This is a genomic window from Candidatus Villigracilis sp. (assembly GCF_057083605.1).
The window spans coordinates 1-24,401 of sequence record NZ_JBXMTI010000114.1; the positions used below are offsets into that span (position 1 = coordinate 1).

General features: G+C 48.1%; 18 protein-coding genes and 1 tRNA gene. 4 read left to right on the plus strand and 15 right to left on the minus strand.

Features of this window, described 5'->3' with window-relative positions:
* Window positions 1-770 (minus strand): hypothetical protein (locus AC14M5_RS16635; RefSeq protein ID WP_484030815.1); only part of this gene is annotated, 770 nt, incomplete at its 3' end.
* Window positions 771-1,075: 305 nt separating this feature from the next.
* Between AC14M5_RS16635 and AC14M5_RS16640 the strand changes: the two genes are divergently transcribed.
* Window positions 1,076-1,837, plus strand: a complete 762-nt coding sequence (locus AC14M5_RS16640) for an NYN domain-containing protein (RefSeq protein ID WP_484030816.1) — start codon at window positions 1,076-1,078, stop codon at window positions 1,835-1,837.
* Window positions 1,838-1,892: 55 nt separating this feature from the next.
* On the opposite strand, the gene AC14M5_RS16645 is transcribed toward AC14M5_RS16640, so the two are convergent.
* Window positions 1,893-3,146, minus strand: coding sequence for a glycosyltransferase (locus AC14M5_RS16645; RefSeq protein WP_484030817.1), 1,254 nt, complete (start codon window positions 3,144-3,146; stop codon window positions 1,893-1,895).
* A 114-nt stretch (window positions 3,147-3,260) separates the two neighbouring features.
* Between AC14M5_RS16645 and AC14M5_RS16650 the strand changes: the two genes are divergently transcribed.
* Window positions 3,261-3,333, plus strand: a tRNA-Thr gene (locus tag AC14M5_RS16650).
* 210 nt (window positions 3,334-3,543) lie between these two features.
* Window positions 3,544-5,763: a sensor histidine kinase gene (locus tag AC14M5_RS16655; RefSeq protein WP_484030818.1), complete on the plus strand. Its 2,220-nt coding sequence runs from the start codon at window positions 3,544-3,546 to the stop codon at window positions 5,761-5,763.
* A 198-nt stretch (window positions 5,764-5,961) separates the two neighbouring features.
* Here the strand turns inward: AC14M5_RS16655 and AC14M5_RS16660 are convergent, their stop codons facing one another.
* The 4 genes from AC14M5_RS16660 to AC14M5_RS16675 form a co-directional block, all read right to left on the minus strand.
* Window positions 5,962-7,689: an aldehyde ferredoxin oxidoreductase C-terminal domain-containing protein gene (locus AC14M5_RS16660; RefSeq protein ID WP_484030819.1), complete on the minus strand. Its 1,728-nt coding sequence runs from the start codon at window positions 7,687-7,689 to the stop codon at window positions 5,962-5,964.
* Between the two features lie 76 nt (window positions 7,690-7,765).
* Window positions 7,766-9,124 carry an aspartate aminotransferase family protein gene (locus AC14M5_RS16665; RefSeq protein WP_484030820.1) on the minus strand — a complete coding sequence of 453 codons (1,359 nt, stop codon included), beginning with the start codon at window positions 9,122-9,124 and terminating at the stop codon, window positions 7,766-7,768.
* 67 nt (window positions 9,125-9,191) lie between these two features.
* Window positions 9,192-10,478, minus strand: a complete 1,287-nt coding sequence (locus AC14M5_RS16670) for an aspartate aminotransferase family protein (RefSeq protein ID WP_484030821.1) — start codon at window positions 10,476-10,478, stop codon at window positions 9,192-9,194.
* A 139-nt stretch (window positions 10,479-10,617) separates the two neighbouring features.
* The gene (locus tag AC14M5_RS16675; protein WP_484030822.1) at window positions 10,618-12,525 is read right to left on the minus strand and encodes an aldehyde ferredoxin oxidoreductase family protein; all 1,908 of its coding nucleotides are present in this window, start codon (window positions 12,523-12,525) and stop codon (window positions 10,618-10,620) included.
* 291 nt (window positions 12,526-12,816) lie between these two features.
* Between AC14M5_RS16675 and AC14M5_RS16680 the strand changes: the two genes are divergently transcribed.
* Window positions 12,817-13,587 carry a hypothetical protein gene (locus tag AC14M5_RS16680; RefSeq protein WP_484030823.1) on the plus strand — a complete coding sequence of 257 codons (771 nt, stop codon included), beginning with the start codon at window positions 12,817-12,819 and terminating at the stop codon, window positions 13,585-13,587.
* Between the two features lie 42 nt (window positions 13,588-13,629).
* Here AC14M5_RS16680 and AC14M5_RS16685 read toward each other — a convergent pair whose 3' ends face one another.
* The 9 genes from AC14M5_RS16685 to AC14M5_RS16725 all read right to left on the minus strand — a co-directional run bounded on the left by AC14M5_RS16685 (window position 13,630) and on the right by AC14M5_RS16725 (window position 24,347).
* The gene (locus tag AC14M5_RS16685) at window positions 13,630-14,832 is read right to left on the minus strand and encodes a saccharopine dehydrogenase family protein (RefSeq protein WP_484030824.1); all 1,203 of its coding nucleotides are present in this window, start codon (window positions 14,830-14,832) and stop codon (window positions 13,630-13,632) included.
* Between the two features lie 245 nt (window positions 14,833-15,077).
* Window positions 15,078-15,545 carry an Lrp/AsnC family transcriptional regulator gene (locus AC14M5_RS16690; RefSeq protein WP_484030825.1) on the minus strand — a complete coding sequence of 156 codons (468 nt, stop codon included), beginning with the start codon at window positions 15,543-15,545 and terminating at the stop codon, window positions 15,078-15,080.
* A 221-nt stretch (window positions 15,546-15,766) separates the two neighbouring features.
* Window positions 15,767-16,918 carry an ABC transporter substrate-binding protein gene (locus AC14M5_RS16695; RefSeq protein ID WP_484030826.1) on the minus strand — a complete coding sequence of 384 codons (1,152 nt, stop codon included), beginning with the start codon at window positions 16,916-16,918 and terminating at the stop codon, window positions 15,767-15,769.
* Window positions 16,919-17,003: 85 nt separating this feature from the next.
* On the minus strand, window positions 17,004-17,900 hold the full coding sequence (locus tag AC14M5_RS16700) for an ABC transporter permease (protein WP_484030827.1): 897 nt from the start codon (window positions 17,898-17,900) through the stop codon (window positions 17,004-17,006).
* Window positions 17,897-18,820 (minus strand): ABC transporter permease, encoded by a 924-nt coding sequence (locus tag AC14M5_RS16705; protein ID WP_484030828.1) that lies wholly within the window; start codon window positions 18,818-18,820, stop codon window positions 17,897-17,899. Before AC14M5_RS16705 ends, AC14M5_RS16700 begins: the two co-directional genes overlap by 4 nt.
* 2 nt (window positions 18,821-18,822) lie before the next feature.
* The gene (locus AC14M5_RS16710) at window positions 18,823-19,938 is read right to left on the minus strand and encodes an ABC transporter ATP-binding protein (protein ID WP_484030829.1); all 1,116 of its coding nucleotides are present in this window, start codon (window positions 19,936-19,938) and stop codon (window positions 18,823-18,825) included.
* Between the two features lie 123 nt (window positions 19,939-20,061).
* Window positions 20,062-21,423, minus strand: coding sequence for an aminotransferase class III-fold pyridoxal phosphate-dependent enzyme (locus AC14M5_RS16715; RefSeq protein ID WP_484030830.1), 1,362 nt, complete (start codon window positions 21,421-21,423; stop codon window positions 20,062-20,064).
* 70 nt (window positions 21,424-21,493) lie between these two features.
* On the minus strand, window positions 21,494-22,960 hold the full coding sequence (locus tag AC14M5_RS16720; protein WP_484030831.1) for a CoA-acylating methylmalonate-semialdehyde dehydrogenase: 1,467 nt from the start codon (window positions 22,958-22,960) through the stop codon (window positions 21,494-21,496).
* Window positions 22,961-23,036: 76 nt separating this feature from the next.
* Entirely contained in the window at window positions 23,037-24,347 is a 1,311-nt protein-coding gene (locus AC14M5_RS16725) for an aminotransferase class III-fold pyridoxal phosphate-dependent enzyme (protein WP_484030832.1), read from the minus strand.
* Between the last annotated feature and the right edge of the window lie 54 nt (window positions 24,348-24,401).

Genomic DNA, 24,401 nt, shown 5'->3' on the forward strand with positions numbered 1-24,401 from the left:
AGGAAATTAAACTCGATCAACGTCAGGACGACGCCAGTGAACAACATCAGAATGCCAACGACCTTAAATACAGGAATATTGAGGAAATAATCCAGACCAATATTAATGGTATCCCGCAGATTAGCATCCTCTTCACGAGATTGCCGTGTCTTAACTGTGGTCTTAAGGAAGGTGACTCGCAAGAATAATGCACTTAATATCAAGATTATGGCGACACCTGTAAAAATTTGAGAGAGACCAAAGGAATATTTCTCCGCCAGGTACGTTACCCAGGCTGCGGAGCCGTTCCCGATCAACCCTCCAATGACAGCGCCAGAAGCGATAAAGGGAAACACCCGTTTCGATTCAGTTACTGCATATACATCACTTGCCAGTGCCCAAAATGCCAGCGGCATGATCATAAATTGTTGGTCTGCCAGCAGGTAGAGAATTGGGTAGGTAAACCAATCAGCAACTTGAAAGGCGAACAAAAATTCAAGGAACAAATATAGAACAGCCAGACCGACCAATAACCATGTAACCAAATGCAGGCGCGGGTATCTGTCGATCACCACCAAATAGCCGCCAACTGCGAATATGGTCAGCAAAGTTGTTCCCAACCACAACCACGGTACTTTATCAATTCCAAGATTGCTTACGAACCCAGCCGTTGCTACTACATCTGACAATTCCAATACCAAAGTATTTACAGCGATCAACAACCAAAGCGAAAAAGCCAGTCTGGCTTCATCTGGCTTGAGGTTAAGAAACTTGATAAATTTTTCCTTCATGCAGACCTCAGTTATAAAAATATACCCTTTTTAGAAAAGCTTCGGCATTGTATCATACACATAGGTGCTATAAGCAGTCAGAGGCTCGTAATCGAGTGATTTTAATAATGACTTTGCAAGATTGATAATATTTTCTAAATGTCAGGCACAAGTCCGGGCATTCTCTTGTCGCAAACTATGATCCTTATATCGATCTTCTTCTCCCGGAGTTAGTCGTTGATTCTTCTGCAAAGGGGTCAACAAATTTCAATTTGATGGTCGGCTCGCAGGGTATAAAACCCAGTAAAAAGGTATATAATTATTCCATGACAGACGAACAGATTAAACCTCTCGCCCGCAACAAGATTGCCATGCTTATCGACGGCGACAATGCCCAGGCGGGCTTGCTTTCTCAAATGCTGGTTGAGGCAGGCCGTTATGGGCAGGTTACTGTCCGCCGAATTTATGGGGACTGGACCACGAACAGCATGAATTCATGGAAGGATACGCTTAACTTCCACGCCTTCCAACCCATTCAACAATTCCGCTATACGATTGGAAAAAACGCAACAGATAGCGCAATGATCATTGATGCGATGGATATCCTGCACTCGAACGTGGTAGATGGCTTCTGCCTTATTTCCAGTGATAGTGATTACACTCGTTTGGCTACCCGCATCCGCGAGACAGGTATTTTCGTGATGGGCATCGGAGAAAAGAAAACTCCCAAACCATTTGTAAATGCCTGCGATGTATTTGTTTACACTGAAAACCTTGCCGCAGAAAAAAAATCGGTGCAGCAAAAGAGCTTGAACAATGCCAGAACAAAGAAAGCCAAAGGTGAAAAGGAAGAGCTCGACCCAATGCCGATCCTAACCCAGGCGTTTGAAATGGCGGTCCAACAGGATGGATGGGCGTCGCTGGCAAATATGGGCAATGCCCTTTACCAGGTAGACCCCAGCTTCGATCCCCGTACGTATGGTCATAAACAACTCTCGAAAATGATCAGTAAGTTAAGTGACCGCTTTGAAATGCGTGTACAGGAAAATGGCGGGCCCATAATTTTTTATGTGAGAATGAAGGAGTAAGAAACAACCCCGATGAACTCGAACTCATCGGGGTTGTTTTATTTTGCAATCAAATTCAAAGTGCTTTTTCCTTGCTCAAGACATCGTTATACACTTCAACAATTTGTGAGGCTATCTTTTCCCAGGCATAATCGGATGCATACTCTGAAGCAAACCGCCCCATTTGTTTCCGCAGGGTCGCATCTCCCAAAAGCTTTGAGAGTTTATCGCACAAAGCCTCAGGGTCACTATCGGGGATGGTATAGCCGGTGAGACCATTCTGCACCAGATAACCAAGCCCACCCACTTCCGAGGCGATCACAGGTACACCGCAGGCCATTGCTTCAAGCGCCACCATCCCAAAAGATTCATAAAGCGAAGGCATCACAACCACTTCTGCGGCCGAGTAATAATACGGCAATGTATCCTGCCCGCGTTTTCCAAGAAAGACAACCATCCCCCCCATACACAGATCGTCACATAACTTCTGCAGACGCGTCATCTCTTCAGACATATCCTCAGGATCTATTGTTACTTCACCGCCAATGATCGCCAAATGAACGGGACGATGCATTCGTTGCAGATCCAAACAAGCCATCGCCTCAATCAGTGTATCTACTCCTTTTAGCGGCTCAATTCGTCCCACAAAAAGCACCATGCGATTTTCTGGCTTCAAGCCGATAAATTGCTTTGCCTCATCTGGTGGGATCGGATAAAAATGGCTGGTATCCACCCCGGGTGGAATCGTAACCATTTTACGAGAATCAGCTCGATACAAGAAACGAAGCTGGGTCAACTCTGCCATGGTGGCGACAACGATCCGATCCGCCCGACGGAGAACCTGCCTCTCACCATTGAGTCGATCCTCGCCTGCCCGCTCATCCTCAGAACGTGCCACCCTATTTTTCATTTCTCCCAATGTATGGAACATATGCACAATGGGAACACCGCCCCAGGCATTACTCAATTCTTCGGCCGCCAAACCAGACATCCAATAATGGCTATGGATCACATCATAGTCAATGCCTTTTTCAGCCGCAAACTGCTTAATTCCCTCCACAAACTCGGGGATGTATGTCGCAATATCACTTTTGCTTTTCGGCACCTCAGGCCCGGCAGGGATATGCACCACACGATTGCCATAACCGAGGTCATGCAATACATGCGGCACATGCTCATCCTGCGAACGCGTAAAAACATCCACATGGATGCCCATACGCCCCAACTCCCGCGTCAGATCGCGGACATATACATTCATTCCACCGGTATCCTTACCCCCAAGTGTTGCCAGCGGACAGGTGTGATAGGAAAGCATTGCAATACGAAGCATAGATTTTCTCCATAGACTAGACGACGCGAAAACTCGAAAACTTGCGGGATTAAACCAAATCCTTTATAATCCCGCCGCTCAAAGAATACATACAGCTAATTCTTTAGGTAATAAGCCACCGTAGCTCAGCTGGTAGAGCAAACGATTCGTAATCGTTAGGTCGTCGGGTCGTAGCCGACCGGTGGCTCTGGCAATGAACATGGAACCCAGGCAAAACCTGGGTTCTGGCTTTTAATGGACGATTGATGAAAACAGAAAATAATGGCTAGAGTCGTTGAGTTCACTCCAGCAAAGTCTGGAGGCTTTGGACTCCGATAACTATTTCATAGCCCTCGTTGAGCAAATTGTGCGATATTATGTAGCAAGGTTGATATTTTCTCTTTAGGAATTCCAATTAATGAGTCACTTTTTCAGGAAATTACTCCCACCCAATCCACCTTTATCAGATCCCGGGACTCGGAAAATAGTCATTTACGACCTTGTGGCCAGTTTGGTGGCTGCCTCTATCCTAGCTCTTATGGGTGTGAATCGATGGCAGATGATCGTCCTTGGTATTGTGTTTTTGGCATCACTTTGGCTGGCAGCGCATGGATATTTTGCCATTGCAAGTTGGGGGGCCCTGCTTGCCTCACTTGCATTGATCTCCAGCCTGATGATATCGAACAATGGCATCCGCGATACAGCGGTGGTGGGGTTGGTGGTTGTTCTTATTTCGGCCGGCATTCTTGCAGGACAGAGCGGCTCATTAATTATTGGTTCTATTATTCTACTCATGGTAGTTACAGTTGGAATCCTGGAGTCACAGGGTGTAATTGTCAATCAATTCAGTCAATACAATTATTTTGCAGATTATTTTGTAGTTGGTTTAAGTATTGCGCTCGTAGCCATCCTACAATGGCTTCTCATCAACCGATTAAATGAAAATATTACGAAGGCAAATAGTGAGTTACAGGAACGCGAACAAATGGAGGGAAAATTGCGGGACGCAGAGAACCGTTACCGCAGCCTGGTGGAGCGCATCCCTGCCGTGATCTACATTGCTGAGCCCGGCCAAAGTGGACGCTGGGAATATGTCAGCCCGCAGATTACCCAGATCACAGGTTTCACCCCCGAAGAATGGCTAAGAGACCCAAACCTTTGGTACAACCAGATGCACCCTGATGACCGCAGAAAAAACATGGAGATGGAGAACCTTGCTCTTAAAACAGGGATTATGCCTCAACTGGAATACCGCCTCAAAACACGAGATGGAAACTATATTTGGATCTACGATGAGAGCCTGCTTTCAGTAGACGCCGACAATCGGGGCCTTGTGCAGGGATTTATGCTGGATGTTACCGCCCGAAAAACTGCCGAGGATGAATTGAAGAAGCGGCTCTCGGATCTGGATGCTGTGCGAGGCGTAAGTGAAGCGTTGATCACCAAAACGGATTTGAAAAAACTGATCACACATAGCGGGGAACAAATCAGGATCACATTCAGTGTTACCAGCTTGTTTATCGCGCTCCTTGATAAATCATCCAATTTGATTTACTTTCCGTATTATTTTGATAATAACCAGCACATGGAAGATGCTCCACTAAAATTTGGGAAGGGTATAACCTCCAGCGTGATGGAAATGAAGCAGCCGCTCTTGATAAACAGGAATTGGGTGGAAGTCTCTGCACAGCATGGCGCAATTTATTACGACAATAAACCTGCGAAGTCATCGCTGACAGTGCCACTCATGATCGGCGACCAGGCCATCGGCGTTATTTCGGTGCAGGATATGGAAATCGAAAATGCCTTCACAGAAAATGACGTTCGTTTGCTCTCGACCATTGCCGCGAATCTTGCTGTGGCAATTGAGAATACAAGATTGCAGGAATCCCTGAAACGGGAATTGACCATTCAGGAAAAATTGATCGCCCAATTGGAATCAAAGAACGCGGAGTTGGAGCGGTTTACTTATACAGCCTCACACGATCTAAAATCGCCGCTCATTACCATCCGTGGCTTCCTGGGATATCTTGAACAGGATGCCCGCAACGGAAACTTTAACCGCATGCAAAGTGACATCGACCGCATTTCTGAAGCGACCGAAAAAATGCACCGCCTCTTGAATGAGCTGCTGGAACTTTCACGTATTGGCCGCGTAATGAATCGACCACAGAGCGTACCGTTTGAGGAGATCGTGAGAGAAGCCCTAAAACGAGTTGAAGGTCAATTGAAAGCGAGGCAGGTCAAGGTAGCAGTTGGAATCGGACTTCCCGAAGTGTTCGGTGATAAAGAGCGCCTCATCGAAGTCATCCAGAACCTTGTGGACAATGCATCAAAATTTATGGGGGATCAGCAAGAGCCAAAAATTGAAATCGGTGCGGAGACGCGAGGGGATGAAAATGTTTTTTTCGTAAGAGATAATGGGGTTGGGATCAAACAGGAATTCCACGATAAGGTTTTTGGGCTATTCGATAAATTAGACACGAACAGCGAAGGAACAGGGGTTGGGTTGGCACTGGTGAAGCGCATTATTGAAGTTCATGGTGGAAAGGTTTGGATCGAATCTGGCGATGCGGAAAAGGGAACAACATTTTACTTTACGCTCTCAGATCAGATCATGTTCGATGAAACAAAATAATTTTTTCTTTGATAAAACTGTAATTCAAGTTGAAACTGCCTACAATAAAAAGAATTCCGAAGCCTGTTGGACTTCGGAATTCTTTAGTATTCACTTACCCTACATAGTGTCATTCTGAGCGGAGCGAAGAATCTCTGGTTGCAGGGGTAGAGACCCTTCGCCCCGTTCAGGGAATCACAAATCGGCGCGTAAGGTGAATTATTCAATTCCATCAAAAATATGATCGAGCGTTTCCTCGCTTACATCAAATACCGAGCCATTCTCAGGGATGGCTTCCTTCGTCATCCACTCTGGCAGGCGATCATCTTTTGCGGTGAAGCCTGCGCGCTTGTTGAACTCGCGCTCCAGCTTGATCGTCTCTTTTCCTAAAGCTTGTAAGATATTATCAGGGAGGTCATCCCAGCCATAACGAGCTTTGAGCAAACGCTTCACAACACCATCAGGCGTAGCTGCGTACCCGAACCCTGCAAAGATACAGGCGCCCAAAGTGTCATAACCAGCCATGTTCAATTGTGCATTGAGTGAAACATCCTTTTGCGCATTCGGGTCAAGATGATCGATCTGCGCGCGGATAGTCAAACCGCAGGTGTGGTCGGCACCTTGCGGGGTCGTTGCATAGGTAACGCCTGTGCCTTTGATCGAGCGAGGTTCATAAGCAGACATAACCTGACCCTTCACGGCAGGTACACGCTCGATATTGTATTTTTTGCCAACCGCCACTGCGCCATCACCGAGCAACCTTCCCAACTCAGTGCCTTTGCGTATCTCATCGATTAACTTCAACGCATCTTCTTCGCTCCCCCATCTCATCAAGCCTGCTTCTGCCGCAACGCCAAGTGCACCGCCAACCTCAATCGAATCAAGTCCCAAATCATTGACCTGCCAGTTCATGCGGCCAATGCTATCGAGCGAGTCAATATCAAGGTTTGTGCCCATCAAGCCAATGGTTTCATATTCAAGCGGCGAGACGATCACCTTGCCATCATCGCCGCCAAAGACATTCGAGCATTTGATAGTACATCCTGCCATGCAGGCGTGTGCAGGATCGGATGGCTTGCCACGTGTCAAAGTAAATTCGCGCAAGGCTTCGCCGCCGACATTTTCAACCTGGTCAAAAGTTCCTCGCGAAAAATTATGAACAGGAATGCCTGCGAAACGCTGAGTCAATTGAGTCATCGCGGCTGTGCCATAATCTCGATATGTAATGGATTGCGGATGTTCCATGACAGCTTTGGTGTAATCTTTCTGTGCAACTTTAAACGCTTCAGTATCCGCGATAGCTGGTTTCTGCCCACCGGCATGGTCAAACACTATGGCTTTTAATCCCTTCGAGCCCATCACCGCGCCCAATCCGCCGCGAGCAGCAATGCGTGATGGCACTCTATCTTTATCAATATTTTGAATGCCCGCAGACTTCATCCGCATTTCACCGCCAGGGCCAATCATGGCAATGGCAACTTTATCGCCATATTTCTCCAATAGTTTTGGCGCAGTTTCATAAACACCAAGCCCAACCAGGTCATCTGCTCTTTCCCATTTTGCGCCATTCAGGGAAAGGTGTAAAACCCAATAGCCTTCCTTTTCGGGGACATCTTCGATGATCATGGCATGGATTCCCATGAAGGCCATGTGATAGCCAGTCCGCCCGCCTGCGTTGGCTTCTTTGATGCCGCCTGTCAGGGGAGATTTTCCGCCAATCGAAATACGATCTGTAGATGAGAGAATGTGCCCCACCAACAAACCAGGCGTGAAGATAAGTTTATTCCCCGCGCCAAGTGGGTCGCATTTTGCATCAACCTCATCTATGAGGATGCGCGCGATCAATCCACGCCCACCCAAACGTTGCCATATCTGCGGAATGGGTTCTCGTTTTAGCGTTTGCTCACGCACATTCACACGCCAGATTTCCGATTTATATTCGGTCATGTAATTCTCCAATAAGTAAAAAGTCGAAGGTCAAAGGTCGCCGAATTGACTTTCGACTTTTGACCTTCGACAGGGTTTATGCAAATAAAGATCGCACTGCTTCTTTAAACACCTTCGTATGATAATCCACATCGGTTTGCGTGGTTTCAGGGGAAATCAACGCCATATTGTGGAAGGGTGTCATCAGAATGCCACGGTTTAAGGCGAAGAGGTGCATGTAACGATCAAGCTCAGGGTCAATCGCAGAATGGGCTTCTCCGCCATTCTTTGGCGGGTTGGGACGAAACCAGTATTCAGAACGGTTGCCTAACTGCTTAACGATCCATGGCAGGTTGAATTCTTTAATGACTCCTTCAACACCCGCAGTAAATTGTTCCTGAAGTTTTATCGCCTTTGAGTAAAACTCATCTGTCAGCACATATTGCAGAGTGGCTTTCATCGCCGCAATGGACAGGGCATTGCCTGAAAGTGTACCGCCAATGCCTCCAACATCGGCGTCGTCCATGGCGAGTTTTTCGGCGAAGGCTTTTGATACTTCTTCAGTGAAGCCATAGGCCGCGGCGGGAACGCCTCCAGCGATGGGTTTGCCGACGGTCAAAAAATCAGGCTCGAGGGAGTGTGAAGCGGTATATCCGCCAGGGCCAGTGCAGATTGTGTGAGTCTCGTCAATGATCAGATAAGTCCCATATTTGCGAGTTATCTCACGCAAGGCATCGTGATAACCCGGGTTGGGATGAATGATGCCGATGTTGGTCATCACAGGTTCGGCAAGAATGGCAGCGACATCGCGTGATGAAAGCACCGTTTCAAGCGCGGCGACATCATTGAACTCAATGACTTTGGATGTTTCGCGCGGATCAACCTGCGGGCCCATGTTATTGGGGCGTGACATGGGCGTGCCTTCTTCATCGAGGGTGATGAAGGTCTCATCCACCGAGCCGTGATAGCAATAGTTGAAAACTAGAATTTTCGGACGGCCCGTGATGAGGCGTGCCATTCGAAGCGCGAAACGATTCGCATCGGTGGCGGTAAGCGCGAACTGCCAATACGGAAGTTTGAAGCGGCGTTGGAGTTCCTCGCCGACCCAAATCACATCTTCATAAGGCAGCATGAGCGTGATGCCTTTTTGGATTTGCTCGGTGATGGCCTTGACCGTTGCCTCGGGTGCGTGGCCTGTCATGGCACCCGTATCACCGAGGCAGAAATCAATATAGTCGTTACCATCCACATCAGTGAAGTGTGCGCCTTTGGCCTCTTTGACAAAAACGGGAAATGAACCCGCCCAACGGATCATCCATAGCATGGGCACGCCGCCATGCAATGACTTGCGTGCGCGTTGATATAGTTCGTAGGATTTAGGGTGATTCTTGTGAAAGAGTTCTGCTTCGCTTTTGAGGAGCTGTGCGAGTTTATTGCGATCCAGGGATTGGGTCATGTTATTTTCTATGTAGGGGCACAGCGGAACTATAAAGGGTTTTGTCCTTAACGCCTCCGCTGTGCCCCTACGGATTATTTTCCTTCAACGCTTCACCAAATATCTTCAAGCCATCATTAATCTGTTGGCTCGTCACATTCAACGGCGGGATCCAACGCAAGGTGTTGTCGTAAGTTCCACAGGACAGCAACAGCATTCCCTTTTCTTCAGCTGAATGAATTACATCCTTTACCAATTGCTTGGCTTTCGCCTGACTTCCGTCAACGATGAATTCAGTGCCGACCATGAGCCCGAGTCCGCGCACGTCGCCGATCTGCGGATATTCCTCCTGAAATTTGCGCAGGCCCGTCATCAATTGGATACCTTTATCTGCGGCATTCTCCAACATCTTTTCGTCTCGCATCGCACGGATGGTTGCCACACCTGCCGCACAAGCGACTGCGTTCCCGCCATAGGTTCCGCCAATGGAACCAACATCAAGTTTCTTCATAATATCGGTGCGGGTAAAGACGGCAGAGAGCGGCATCCCCGAGGCGATACCTTTGGCGGCAGTGATGATATCAGGGATCACATCGAAGTGTTCGAGTGCGAACCATTTGCCCGTGCGCCCAAAACCTGACTGCACTTCATCAAAGATAAGCATAATGCCGTGCTTGTCACAGATCTCGCGCAAGCCCTTCATGAAGGATTTGGGCGGGACAATGTAACCACCCTCACCCAAAACAGATTCGATCAGGATCGCAGCGGTATCCTTTGGCGCGGTCTGTGATGCAAGTAGATATTCAAGTTGATTCAAGGCATATTGACTTGCCTGTTCTTCAGTCATACCCAGGTTGAAGGCGTAGGGGAATGGTGAGACATAAACGCCCGCAGGCAGCGGCCCAAACCCGGTGCGGTAGCTCGTCTTGGAAGTGGTCAATGCCATTGTGGCATGAGTGCGTCCGTGGAAGGAGCCATTGAAGACAATAATATTCTGCCTGCCTGTGGCAGCCTTGGCAATTTTTACGGCATTCTCCAGGGCTTCTGCGCCTGAATTAGCAAAGAAGAAACTATCAATCGAGGATGGGGCAACCTTACGAATTTCTTCGATCAATTGCAGCATCGGTTTGTGGATGACGATGTTGGCTTGCGCGTGCAGGAACAAACCCGCCTGTTCGCGGATGGCTTCCACCACTTTCGGATGACAATGGCCTGTGTTCGTGACGCCAATTCCGCTGGTAAAGTCCAATAGTTTTTTGCCGTCATCTGTGTAGATGTAAGCGCCTTCAGCTCGGTCAGCCACAAAATTGAAGATACGACTCCACGCGGGAGTCATGTAGGGGAAATTCTCTTGATATAGTTGATTCGTTGTCATGTTCATCTTTCTGGATTTCGAAAAGTATTACACAATCAAAACCGATACTCGTTATTCGTAATTCGGGAGTCGGCTTCGTCAAAAACGATTCCCGACTCCCGATTTTCGAGGCCCGAATATCAAATTATCAAATGTCTTTTTAAGCAGGCAAGTATTCCGCCGCCCACTCAACCTCATGCTTCTTCAAGGTCTCGTGAGTCGGCACACCATCTGAGGTCCAACCTGCCAGCTTGTAGTAGGTATCAATAGCAGAATCAATTTCCTCGTGAGTCAGAGCGAAACCCGCGGTGGGGCCAGTTCCCTGCAACTGCTTGAAAAATTTCTTCGGCAGCTTGTCATCCTTACGCCCGAATCCCTCGCGGGCATTGAAGACACGAAATAGATCCAGCCGACGGCGGCCCACTTCCATCAATTCTTCAACGGTCATATCCCAGCCTGTAACGGAATTGATCATCTGGGCAGTATCTTTGCCATCATATAACGTCCAGGTGGGGCCATAAACAAACTGACAGAGTTCAGCCGAATCAAGCATGGAGTAGAAGACCTCGGTCTCATATGCGAAGCGGACTTTTTCCTCATTAAGGCTGTAAGCGGGCTGGGGAGAACTCAAGCCGATTTGCTTAAGGCGGTCTAGGTTGAAATCGCCCACGCCTTCTTCGTAATATGGATCGTGCTCGGATGATTGATGATCCGCGCCGAATGGATTGACAGCGTAAATGAGGCCAAGCGAGCGTTTGGCCTGTGGCATATGTGCAGGAGACTCAGCACCTTTGACGGTGATCAGGAATTCATCAGCACCTTTGCCCCAAACTTTGGCAGCGCGTTCAGAACCCATGCCTAGGGTTTTACCAAATTCGCCTTCGCCCTTCACCATCATTTCGAGAGCTTTCAACATGGCATCAACATTTCCAAATTTAAGATCAAGCCCGGCAGTTTGTTCTTTAGTGATGACGCCTTTTTCATAACATTCCATAGCAAAGGCAATCGTCGCGCCAGCAGCAATTGTGTCCACCGCGTATTCGTTGCATATCTGATTCGCAACTGAGATCGCAGCAAGATCGTCAATGCCGCAGTAGGAACCAAACGTGCCGAGCGTTTCATATTCAGGGCCGCCGTAACGCGGGTCAGCTTTGTAAGCACCTTCTTTGATTTCAACTACCCGCTTGCATTTCACCACGCAGGCATAGCAGGTATCGCGTTCTTTCAAAATCGTCTCAGCCATTTTCTCGCCGCTGATTGGCTCACATCCTTCAAACTGAGCCTCATTCCAGTTGCGAGTCGGCAAGGTTCCGATCGTGTTATTGAACAGCACGACCACAGCCGTACCAAACTTTGCAAGCCCATCCATATCGCCATTTTCAGGAATGGCTTTGGGGCCAATGCGATTCAATGCGGTGAGCGCCTTCTGGTTCGCAACCTCCACTTTTTTCTTTCCGCGTACGACTACAGCCTTCAAATTCTTGGATGCCATCACCAGGCCCATACCTGTGCGCCCATTATGGCGGTTGGACATGCTCACCAGCGACGAAAACAACACACCATTTTCCGCACCCATGCCGTGTTGCAAAATTTCTGCTTTCGGGTCAACTTCATTATGGATGATGTCATCCACCTCCCCCGACTTCTTCCCCATCAAATGAGCCGCATCGCGCAGTTCATATTTCCCATCGATGATCGCCAGGTAAACAGGCTTAGGAGATTTGCCCTTGATCACGATCCCATCAAAACCCGCAAACTTCAACTCAGCCGGGAAAAATCCGCCGCTTTGAGAATCGCCTATCCCACCGCTGATCGGCGATTTCGCATTCGCATTCAAGCGACTCTGCCCGGAAATGGCCGCGCCCGTTGTAACGCCGGTGAACAATGTGAGCACATTCTCAGGGCTAAGCGGATCAGCGCCTTTTGGCATATCGCGTAGAATGTAGTGCATTGCCATCGCGCTGCCGCCAAGATACTTTCGATAAAAAGCCTCATTTGGCTCTTCAACCTCAAGTGTGCCTTTTGTTAGATCCACGTGCAAAATCTTGCCGTTATAACCGTTGGGCATGGGTTCCTCCATTTGTTTTTTCTTTTTTCAATTATAACAAGCGGGCTGGACTTAACACAACCAGGCGTTTCCGAAACTGACAAAATCGGACTGCATATTCGGCATTTTCTCACGCAATCCTCGCCGCCTCTTTCCTAACCGACAGTTGATCCTGTTCATTCGGCGTTTTGCTACTCCACAGGTTAATCCAAGTATTTCAAGAAATCTGGTTACAATATGCCCCGCACCAAAATTACTGGAGAGGAAATTCTCATGACGCTTTCGCCATACGATGGGAAGTTATTTTTCGATTTGATGTGGAAGCTGCAATATTATGTTAACCAAAAACACGGCTTCCAGAAAAACATTACGTCAATTGAAGAATACGCCAACCTTGACACCCAAAAGAAATTAAAGGCGCGTAACGAATTATGGAAGGAGCCCGGTTTAATAACGGCATATGTTCTGGAAAACCCCGATCACCTTCCAACCAAAGAACTGCAGATCGTTGAAAGATGGACGCGGTTCATCAAAAGCTCTTTCTTCATCCTGCGCCACCTCAAGAAAGGTTCGATCTTTATCAGTAAGGATGATCTTGTTTATTCTGTACACGGGATTCAGGATCCTTTGGATGAAGTAATTCCTCCCTACGCTCTTCCACAAATGGTGGAAACCATCCTGCTGCCATTCAAAGGAATGATCGTTTATGACGGATTGCTAATAGGATACAAGGTCCATTTTGGGGCAGGAATTCACTCAGATATTAACCACACTTATATGGCGGCAAAACAAAAAAATCGAATAATCACCACTCTTGAACCTGAACTCGCACCCCCAGTCATCAAAAAGACAGGAAAAAACATCACACCTCAGCTCAAGGAGCTATCGGATAATCTGGGGAAATTAAAAGGGAATAACGCGATTCAAAAATCCGCTCTTGCCCTCGCCCTTGTGAGTATTGAGGCGGCCCTGGCAGATACTCAGGACAACCTAACGGCTGACAATATCAGCAGGCAGTCAAACAAAATTATCAAAGCGTCAAAACGCTTGCTCAATTTGCTGGACATTATGAGAGAGGAGTAAAAAGCATTCGAGTCCTTGAATAACTCGAATGCAAGTTTCGACCTACATTTCCTTCATTCCATATGGAAAGCCATAATCGGCCATCTTTTCCATGAAAACTGTTGGCTCGAATGCTTCAGGGCCCAGCACGCCTGCGCATGCCCATTGACCATGTTCGATCAAATCCATGGCGATGACCGCGCTGAAAGCAGTCTGCGCGACGACAGCCTGACATCCCCAGGTTTTCATACATTCTTCATTATCCGCCACCTGATATAGATAGACCTGGCGCGGCTTGCCATCCTTCGTGCCTTTTATCCACGTGCCCGCGCAGGTCTTGCCGGACATTTTGTCGCCCAGGTGGGCAGGGTCAGGCAGACATGCAGCAACAACATCACGCGGCGCAACCTGCATGCCTTTAACGTTGATCTTCTCTTTATTATCCAGACCAAGCATATGCAAGGTTTTCAAAACGCCAATGAATTGGTCACCAAGTCCATACTTAAAAGTGGCACGTTTGGTCTTGACCCAGCGCGGAATGAGTAATACCTCTTCATGCTCCACATTGACTACTTCCACAGGGCCAATTTCGGGAAAGTCAAAAATTTCAGGTTCTGAAAATGGCGGCGTAGTAAACCAACCTTTACCCTCTTCATAGATGACAGGCGGATTTAAACATTCTTCGATGGTTGTCCAAATTGAGAAATTAGGAGCAAATTCATAGCCTTCAATACTGATATTCGCGCCGTCGCGGATTCCCACTTCATCGATCTCATCAAAGAGGTGATCTTGAGCATAACGCGCAAATACATCTGCCATGCCTGGTTCCACGCCGATGCCCACCAGAGCAAGCAGGCTCTTCTTCTCCCAGTCTTTGTCCTTTTCAAATTGATAATCACCAAGTTTGACACCCGTCTGGTTGAAGGGATCAGTTGGGTGCGGCTCTGAAAGTGTCATTGCCATATCCATATATTTCGCACCGACGTTGTACGCAGCGTCAAAGATCTGTTTGTTGAAGACAGGGTCAACTGAATTCATTATCAGGTCAACCTGATATTTTCTCGCCAGCTCTTCAATGCTCTCTCGTTTGCTGGCATCAACGAACTCAACAGGAAAGCGCTTGTTATCGCCAAATTTCTTTTGCACTTCCTCGGCGCGCTTTACGTTGAAATCCGCCAGCACCATGAGTTCCATCCACTTGCGCGGTTTGGCAATGGCGGCAATGGCTTCGCCCACTCCGCCCACTCCGACGAGCAATACTTTCATGAGTTTAGTTCTCCATTTATTTTTATAACTCGCGCAAGCGCGGGTTAGTTTGGTTTTTATATGGGTCGATCAATAGAGTCAACAAATACGCTCTTACAAACGTATCCCCCACGGTCTTAAATATTCGTACTAAAACTTTCATGATCCCTTTCAAGAGGCTCCGCCCAGCGTAAATGTTCGGGGGCAGACAAAGGATGTTGGAAGCCTCAGCAGGCCCAAGGTTGGGGGTGAGGCGAATTCCCAGTTTAGAAATAAATCTCTTTTACTATCTTCAAGTGCATGAAGGATTCTGTCTCGCGGACTCCATCCACTTTTGCTAATTTTTCTGTCATGAATTTGAGCATATCTTCGTGGTCACGGCAGAAGACCTCGACCATAATATCGTACCTGCCGCTGACAACAACAATGTAAACAACTTCATCAAACTTGATCAACTTGTCGGCCACTTCCAGCATTTTGCGGCCATCCGTGCGAATACCTATCATGGCCATGGTACGCTTGCCCATCATGAGAGGGTTTGTGACAGCGACAACTTTGAGATAGCCAAGATCAACAAGGCGGTTGTAACGTTGACGAATCATGCCGGGTGAGACATTTAGCTGTTCGGCAATCTGGGCAAAGGCCACACGCCCATCAACGCGCATTGCATTTATAATATGACGGTCGGTATCGTCCAAGCGATCACGCTGCTCAGAACTGATTATGCTTTCCACGGGCACATATTATACCTTTTTATCATTTTTGTCAATGTTTTTATAACTATTTTTCATAATTTCTATATATTTTATAATTATTGCGCATTCTAGAGGCCCCAGTTATCCATTTTGTGGCTGCATCGAAAGCTATAGGGCATCAATACATGAAAAACATCCTGACAAGCGCAAGCCTGTCAGGATGTTTTATTATTTCTGTGAGACCTTACTTCTTACAGCAACTAACTTCCGCCCTTGACTTCAACCCAAATATCATCATAAAGCGGAGTGGCTTCACCAACATCGGCAATGCGATGACCGTTCGCAATGGCATCTGCGGGTGTGTTGGTGATCGGAGAAGCCATGTAGGCATCATATAACTCGGTTTCATTTGCCTTGGCATACTCAAGTGCCGCAGTATTCGGATTGGTGTAGGGGAAGTCGCGCAGCATCATCCAGAAAATGTCGCCCTGCATGGTGTAGTTCAACCAGGCGTACGCAGCATCTGCATGAGGTGCGTCTGCAAGCATGGCCCAGTTATCCTGCCAAAGGATCGCGCCTTCAGTGGGATAAATGTATTCAATGGCAGGGTTCTCCTGTTGGGCAAGCAAGGCTTCGGCTGTCCAGGTCATGCCTAAGTCGACATCACCGGCGATCAATGCGGTCTTGGGGCTGTCGCTGTCAAAGAGTTTGATGTTCGGCACAAGTTCGGCGAGCTTGTTCTTTGCCTCTTCCAGTTGAGCGGGATCCGTCGTATTCACATTGTAGCCAAGAGTCAACAGGGTTAAACCGATTACGGCACGCGAATCGTCAAGGAATACCATCTTGCCGGCATATTCCTCGTTCCAAAGATCAGCCCATGACTGCGGAACATTTTCCACCGCGGCAGTATTGACCACGATCGCATCTGTACCAGCCTGGTATGGGATAGTGTACTTATTGCCCGGGTCAAACTCAAAATCAAGGTAATTTGCATCGAAATTTGCCAATACTGGCAATTTGGCGTGATCTAGTTCCTGTAGCAAGTCCTGGCGGGCCATTAACGCAATGATATAGTCGGTGGGTTGGACAAGATCATAGTTGGTGCCACCAGCAGAAACTTTGGCGTACATTTCTTCGTTGCTGGAATATTCATCACGGTTGACCGTGATACCGTATACCAGCTCAAAACATTCGACCATCTCAACGGGAATATATTCCGTCCAAACGAAGATGTTCAACTCTGTTGAGGTAACCTCTGCTGGGAACTCAGGTTCCGGGCAGGCGAACCCGGACGAGGTAACCTTGGGGCCATCATCAGCCGGGCCTTCTGTTGCCCCCCCACCGCAGGCTGCCAGCACAAGGCTCGCAACAACGAGCAGGGCCAGTAAATTAAACAAACTTGACTTACGCATCTCTTCCTCCTTTAGAAGATAGAAAATCGATTTGGCACGCGCCATACGTGACGCGAAATACCTGAGGTCAGTTGGCGTTAAGACATTAAGAATGCTGTTTTTGATCGCGATTCTGTATCAACTGCAAAGTCAACACTGCAAAAAACACGACCAATATCCAGACCGTGGAAAGCGCATTGACCTGCGGCGTGATGATACGTCTTAAGAGGCCATATACATAAATTGGCAAGGTTGTGGAACCTGGCCCATTTGTAAAGAATGTGATCACAAAATCATCGAGCGACAGAGTAAACGCCAGAAGCGCACCAGACATGACACCGGGCAGGATCATGGGAAAGGTCACACGGCGAAAGGTTGTCCATTCGTTTGCGCCAAGGTCCATTGCAGCTTCTTCATAGGATTTATCGAACCCTTGTAAACGCGCCTGCACAACCAGGGTTACAAATGGAACCATGAATGCGATATGACTCACCGTCACCGTGCCTATGCCAAGCGAAAGACGGGCATCACCCGCGAGATTGAAAAAATTGTTTGCCCATCCAAAGAATTGGCTGAATAAGGTAAGGATACCGATACCCATGACGATTTCTGGAATTACGATGGGAATATAAAGTGAAAGCTGTGAAAACGGTTTGATCTTAAAGTCATAACGTTGAAGGGCCAGCGCAGCCATCGTGCCAATTATCGTAGCAATGATCGTGGCGGTAAATGCGATTGTCAACGTATTGCCAGCCGCTTCCATGACATCATTATTTTTAGCCAGGTCACAATACCAGTGAAACGGTCCGCATGGGCTGGATTTCACGAGGCTTCCATCCATTACCACGCGCTCACTATAGGCAGGGATGAATCCTTCAAAAGTTACGTTGGCGCGCGATGCATTGAAGGAATATAAAACCAGGCCAACAATCGGCATATACAGAAAAAAATAAACCAGAACTGTCGCAGCGATCACAAAGGGAGAACGGCGGTGGGGGTTCACGCGACTACAATCTCCTCTCCAAACCCAAACTTGCGGGTGTAGAAATATGTGACGATCAGGGTCATTACCATCAAGATCAGCGATGCAGCAGAACCAAAGGTCGGGTCGCGCGCATCCAAAAATTGACGCTGGATCAGGTTGCCCACCAGGATCACCTGGCGGCCACCGAGAATATCAGAGACAATGAAGGTTCCCATTACTGGGATGAACACCAGAATCGTACCCGCCACCACACCCGGCATGGAAAGCGGAAGTGTGACTCGCAGGAAAGTCTTTACGGCATTCGCGCCCAAATCTGCAGCGGCTTCATAAAGGGAATTATCGATTTTTTCGAGCGAGGTGTAAATGGGCAGGATCATGAAAGGCAAGAATTCATACACCATACCCACCAATACCGCGCCCGGCGTATATAACATTTCAAGCGGCGTAAATGGAATATTCAACAAATGCGCCGCCCAGCCGAAAATAATATTGATCGCGCCTTCCTTGCGGAGTAGCATCATCCAGGCATAAACGCGGATGACGAAATTTGTCCAAAGCGGGATCAAGACCATGAACAAAAACATATTGCGTTTTTTCGGGTTTGAACGCGCAATGAAATAAGCCAGCGGATACGCCATTGCGATCACCAGCACGGTTGTGTTGAGTGCCAGGGATAAAGACCGACCAAGGATCTGCATATACAAGGGATCAAAACATGAATTCTGCCCAACGGAGCAATCCGTGCTGTAGCCAAATAAACGGGTGTAATTGCTTAACGAGAAGGTATAGATCACATTCCCATCCGGGCTGCGCTGACCGAAACTCACTATCATTGTTAGGAACAAAGGGATAATAAGCAGAACAAATAACCACAGCGTGGTCGGTAATGCCAGCAATGTCCCCTGTGTGGATTTATTTTCACGAAGTCGCTTCAGCATTTTCAGTCCTTCTTCAAAACCAACGTATTTTCAGGCATGAGCATCAGCCAAACTTCCTGCCCAACAACATAGAATGATTTCGGATCTAAACGAGAAATGCGGTTCTGTTCCAGCACCTTCAACTTTGCACCGTGCGCATCCAAATATACATGCGTATCCGCACCAATATAAACCGTATTCGACACCTTCGCACGGAAAAGATTTTCGCTCTTGGCACTCTTTTCAGTAATGCGGATTTTCTCGGGGCGAATTGAAACGACAACTTCCTCACCTTTGACCAATCCATCGGAAATCGGGACGCCCGTCACTTCAGCATTTAAGGCCTGGATAAAAACACTCGCTTCATTCTTGGACAGGGACTTGATCTTGCCTTCGAGGAAATTAGACTCCCCGATAAAGTCTGCTACAAACTTATTGGATGGGCGTTCATAGATTTCAACCGGTGTACCCATCTGCTGAACCTGGCCTTTGCTCATCACCGCAATACGGTCAGACATGGTCAAGGCTTCTTCCTGATCGTGGGTAACATAGATAAACGTGATACCCAATTGCTGTTGTAGTGCCTTCAACTCAAGCTGCATCTCCTTGCGGAGTTTCAAGTCGAGGGCGCCGAGAGGCTCGTCGAGTAGTAAAACGTCCGGTGTTTTGATCAAGGCCCGGGCAAGTGCGACGCGCTGCTGCTGTCCGCCCGATAACTGCCTGGGGCGGCGGCGATCCATCCCGGTCAGTTGAACCATTTCGAGCGCGCGTCCGACCCGTTTTTTAATTTCATCTTCTTTTGCGCCTTCCATTTCCAAACCAAAAGCCAGGTTTTGGTAAACAGTCATGTGTTGAAAAAGCGCGTAGCTCTGAAATACTGTGTTCACTTTACGCTGGAACGGCGGCGTATGCCCCATGGGATTCCCCTCGATATAAACTTCACCCTCCGTGGGCCATTCAAAACCCGCAATCATTCTCAACGAAGTAGTTTTGCCGCAACCCGAAGAACCGAGCATTGAGAAGAATTCGCCGTTCTTGATCTGCATGGTCACACGATCCACGGCATTCAACTGATTTCCTTCAGGCGTAATAAATTGCTTTACAACATCTCGTAACTCAACTGCAAATTCACTGGCCATCTATCTTCTCCGCGTTGGGTATCTTAAGACCTGACAGGTTTCCATAAATTCTTAACCAATCGAACAGATTTTGATACACTGAATCTCAATTAATCAGAGTCGTAACAAAACCTGTCAGGTCTGTTACATTGTCCTGCTCATTTCCTGCAATACATCGCTCAAACGGTCAAGCAATGTATCTATTTGTTCCTGTGAAATAATCAGAGGCGGCTCAATACGAATGGTTTGTGCGCTGGTGAGTGTGCCAGCGACCAAAATATTACGCTTGAACAACCCCGAAGCAACTTTATAACCGATCTCAGGTGTTTTAAAGTGCATACCGATCAATAAACCTTTGCCGGTAATTTTCTCATAAATTTGTGGATACTGCGATACGAATTTCTCCAAATTTTTGATAAGGTATTCGCCTTTCTCAGCAGCCTTTTCCCACAAACGCTCACGCAAGGTGACATGAATGGCAGAGATCGCAGCAGAACAAGCCAGCGCACCACCGCCCGTGGTAGTAGTGTGCATGAACGGGTTTGGATACATCATCGGGTGGAAAATTTCTTCCGTTGTAGTCACCGCGCTGATTGGCATCACACCACCGCCAAGGGATTTGGCGGTTGTCAAAATATCAGGCACAACATTCCAATGTTCCACACCCCATAGTTTTCCTGTGCGGCCTAAACCTGTTTGCACCTCATCAGCTATTAACAGCACACCATATTTTTTCGTTGCGGCACGAATGCGAGGCCAGAAATCATCAGGCGGGACAATGGCCCCCGACTCGCCTTGAATTGGCTCAAACATCACCGCCGCAACACCAATGCCGACTTTCTCGCAAATTTCAAGCTGCTTCTCGACAGCATCCGCATCACCAAACGGGACGTGATACACCTGCCCCGCGTACATGGGCCCCATTGGTGTGCGGAAATCCGCTTTGCCCATCAATGAAAGCGAACCCATGGTCTTGCCATGGAACGCTCTCACACCCACAATGAATGCTGTCTTGCCTGTATAAAGTTTTGCGATCTTCATTGCGGCTTCATTGGCTTCTGTGCCGCTCGCTGCGAACCAGCTATATTTCAAATCACCGGGCGTGATCGAAGCAAGTAACTTCGCCAGTACGCCGCGCAAGGGGTCTATCAATTCCTGCGAAGGCATCGGTGAGCGATTTAATTGTGCCTTCACGGTCTCAACTACATCGGGATGACTCCAACCCAGATCCATCATGCCATAGCCGCCGAGGAAATCCAAATACTCGCGCCCAAGCACATCCTTGAATACCGCGCCTGAGCCACCCCACTCCACTGACGCCCAATCACCTGCCTCAGTTACAGATTTGCGATACTCCAGCCAGTTACGGTTGTAATGCTCGGCAAAATTATTTTTTGATTCATCGATGATCTTATAGGCTTCCTCCTGTGAAGGAAACTCATTCTTCTGGATCAAGTCTATCCAACGTGATGAATAATCTAATGCGTCTTCGTAATCGTATGCCATAAAAATCCTTTTATCTTCGGAGTGCGAAGTCTTCTGACTTCGCACCAACATCAGGAGATGTTGGACTCCGTTAAAACTTTCTGCTCCATTCCTTGGGCCACCTCTCCACCACAACTTTCTTTTGTGTGAAGAACTCAACCGCGTCCATACCCTGTCCGTGCATGTCACCAAAGAAGCTATCTTTCCAACCGCTGAACGGGAAGAAAGCCATCGGCGCGGCAACACCGATATTGATGCCGATATTGCCCGCATCAGCTTCGTACCTAAATCTGCGGGCGGCATTTCCACTGGTTGTAAACAGACTGGCTTGATTTCCATATTGTCCGCTATTCACCAATTGGATGGCTTCATCGATGGTATTCACATGCATGAGACTTAACACCGGCCCGAAGATTTCCGTTTTTGCAATTTCGCTTCCCGGCTGGACCTGGGAGAGGATCGTCGGTCTGACGAAGGATCCACGCTCGTAGCCTTTCACCACCGTTCCACGCCCATCCACAGGCACGCCAGCGCCTTCCTTCGCGCCAAGCGAGATCAATTGCTCAACACGCTGTTGTGAGGCCATGTTGATGACGGGTCCCATTTGAATCCCAGAGTCCATGCCATAACCAACTGTCCTTGATGAAGCCGCATCGCAAATTAATTCATTAAACATATTGCGCGACTCGCCCACGGTCACAGCCAGGGAAACTGCCAGGCAGCGCTGACCAGCGCACCCGAAGGCTGAATCGGCGACGATCTTCGTCGCCATCTCCATATCCGCATCAGGCAAAATAATGACTGGATTCTTTGCTCCGCCTTGTGCTTGAACACGTTTGCCATGTGAAGCGGCAGTTGCATAAATATATTTTGCAGTATTGGTCGAACCGACAAAAGTGATTGCGCGAATAGCGGGATGCTCAAGAATGCCATCCACAGTTTCCTTCGCACCATTGACCAAATTCACCACGCCCTTCGGAAAGCCGACCTCTTCGATGAGTTTAAAAATGAATTGCATGGTCGTCGGCACTTTTTCGGAAGGCTTCACGATGTACGTATTGCCTGCTGCAAGCGCGTAAGGCAGGTACCAAAATGGGATCATGCCAGGGAAGTTGAAAGGCGCGATGGTGGCACACACACCAACTGGCTGGCGGATCATGATCTCATCGATGCCAGGCGCGATGTCTTCCACGAATTCGCCCTTGCTCAAATGCGGCATCCCGCAGGCAACTTCGATGTTTTCATAAGCACGGACCATCTCAGCTTTGGCTTCTTCAAATGTCTTGCCCGCTTCGTCCGTGATGAGTTTTGCAATTTCATCACCATTCTCGCGCATGAGGTTTCGCAGCTTGAATAAATATTGCACACGGTCATTGACGGGCACACGCCGCCACGAAACATAGGCATCGTTGGCCGCCTTCGCCGCCGCATCCACATCCGCCTTCGTGCCGAGTGGAGTCTTCGCGATCACGTCACCCGTTGCAGGGTTGATGACATCAAAATATTCTTTGACGGTGGGCTTGACCCATTCGCCGTTTATATAATTTAGAATTTCCATAAATTCACCTCATGCAACGGCATAGCGAAACAATGAACAGCTTTAACTACTTCAAGACTCGCTGTGCCCCTACGCATCAAACAACCATCTTATCCAGCAACTCCGCCAGACCCTCATCCAGCAAATTCAAGCCCGCATCCAGTTGCTCTTCGGTGATAACCAGGGGAGGCACAACGAATAAGATGTTCTTGAAGTTGAAAACATATACGCCATTGGCAACCAGGAAATTCTTCAAGGCAGCTATATCCATTGGCTCTTTCGTTTCACGATTCTTCACCAACTCCAAAGCAGAGAACATGCCAATGTAGCGCACATCACCCACGGATGGATGTTTGGCCTTCAATTCTTCCAGCCGCTTGCCAAGATGCTCACCAACCTTTTTGGCGTTGTCAAAAATCTTTTCTTCTTCGTACGCTTCAATCGTGGCGAGTGCCGCGGCGCAGGCGAGGGCATGACCGTTATAAGTAAGCCCTGCGGACAGCATATGACTATCAAAATATTTTGCAATATGCTCGCGGACAATAACTGCGCCAAGCGGGACATATCCAGAAGTGATGCCTTTCGCGGTTGTGATGATGTCTGGTGTAACGTTCCAGTTATCCACGGCAAACCATTCGCCCGTACGACCCCAGCCAGACATAACCTCATCTGATATCAGCAGAATTCCATACTTATCGCAAATTTCTCTCATGCGAGGCCAGTATTCATCGGGCGGAATAATGAGTCCATTTGTGCCTGTTACCCCTTCTAGAATGATCGCGGCAATCTGATCTGGGCCTTCGTGTTGAATGACCTCTTCCACGTGGCTGATGCACTCGCGATGACAGGCATCCTTCGTCCAACCGAATGGACAGCGGTAACAATACGGGTCGAGGATATGAACAACACCAGACATGGCAGGCTCGGCGGGCAAGCGGCGATAATCACCGGTCAATGCAATAGCGCCGTGAGTTGCGCCATGATAGGAGCGATAACGAGCCAGGATTTTATGCCTGCCAGTGAATTGACGCGCAATCTTGATCGCATTCTCATTAGCTTCCGCGCCACCCAGTGTAAAGAAGGTTTTCTTCAAATCACCTGGTGTGATCTCGGCCAGTTTTTTGCCTAACAATCCGCGTGGTTCGGTTGCAGCGCCGGGGCTAACAAAGGTCAACATAGCAGCCTGGTCTTGAATGGCCTTCACAACTTTGGGATGTTGATGCCCTACATTGGTATTCACCAATTGCGAGGCAAAATCAAGATAGCGTTTTCCATCTGCGTCCCAAAAATAAACGCCTTCGGCCTTGGTTATTGCGATAGGGTTTACCTGTCCCTGATTAGACCAGGAGAAAAAGGTATATTCTTTATTGAGGTCAATGATTTCTTTGGAAGTCAATTCATTTGCCATAATGGTTATCCTCGCTAAACGTCGAAGGTCAAAAGTCTAAAGTCGTTTGACCTT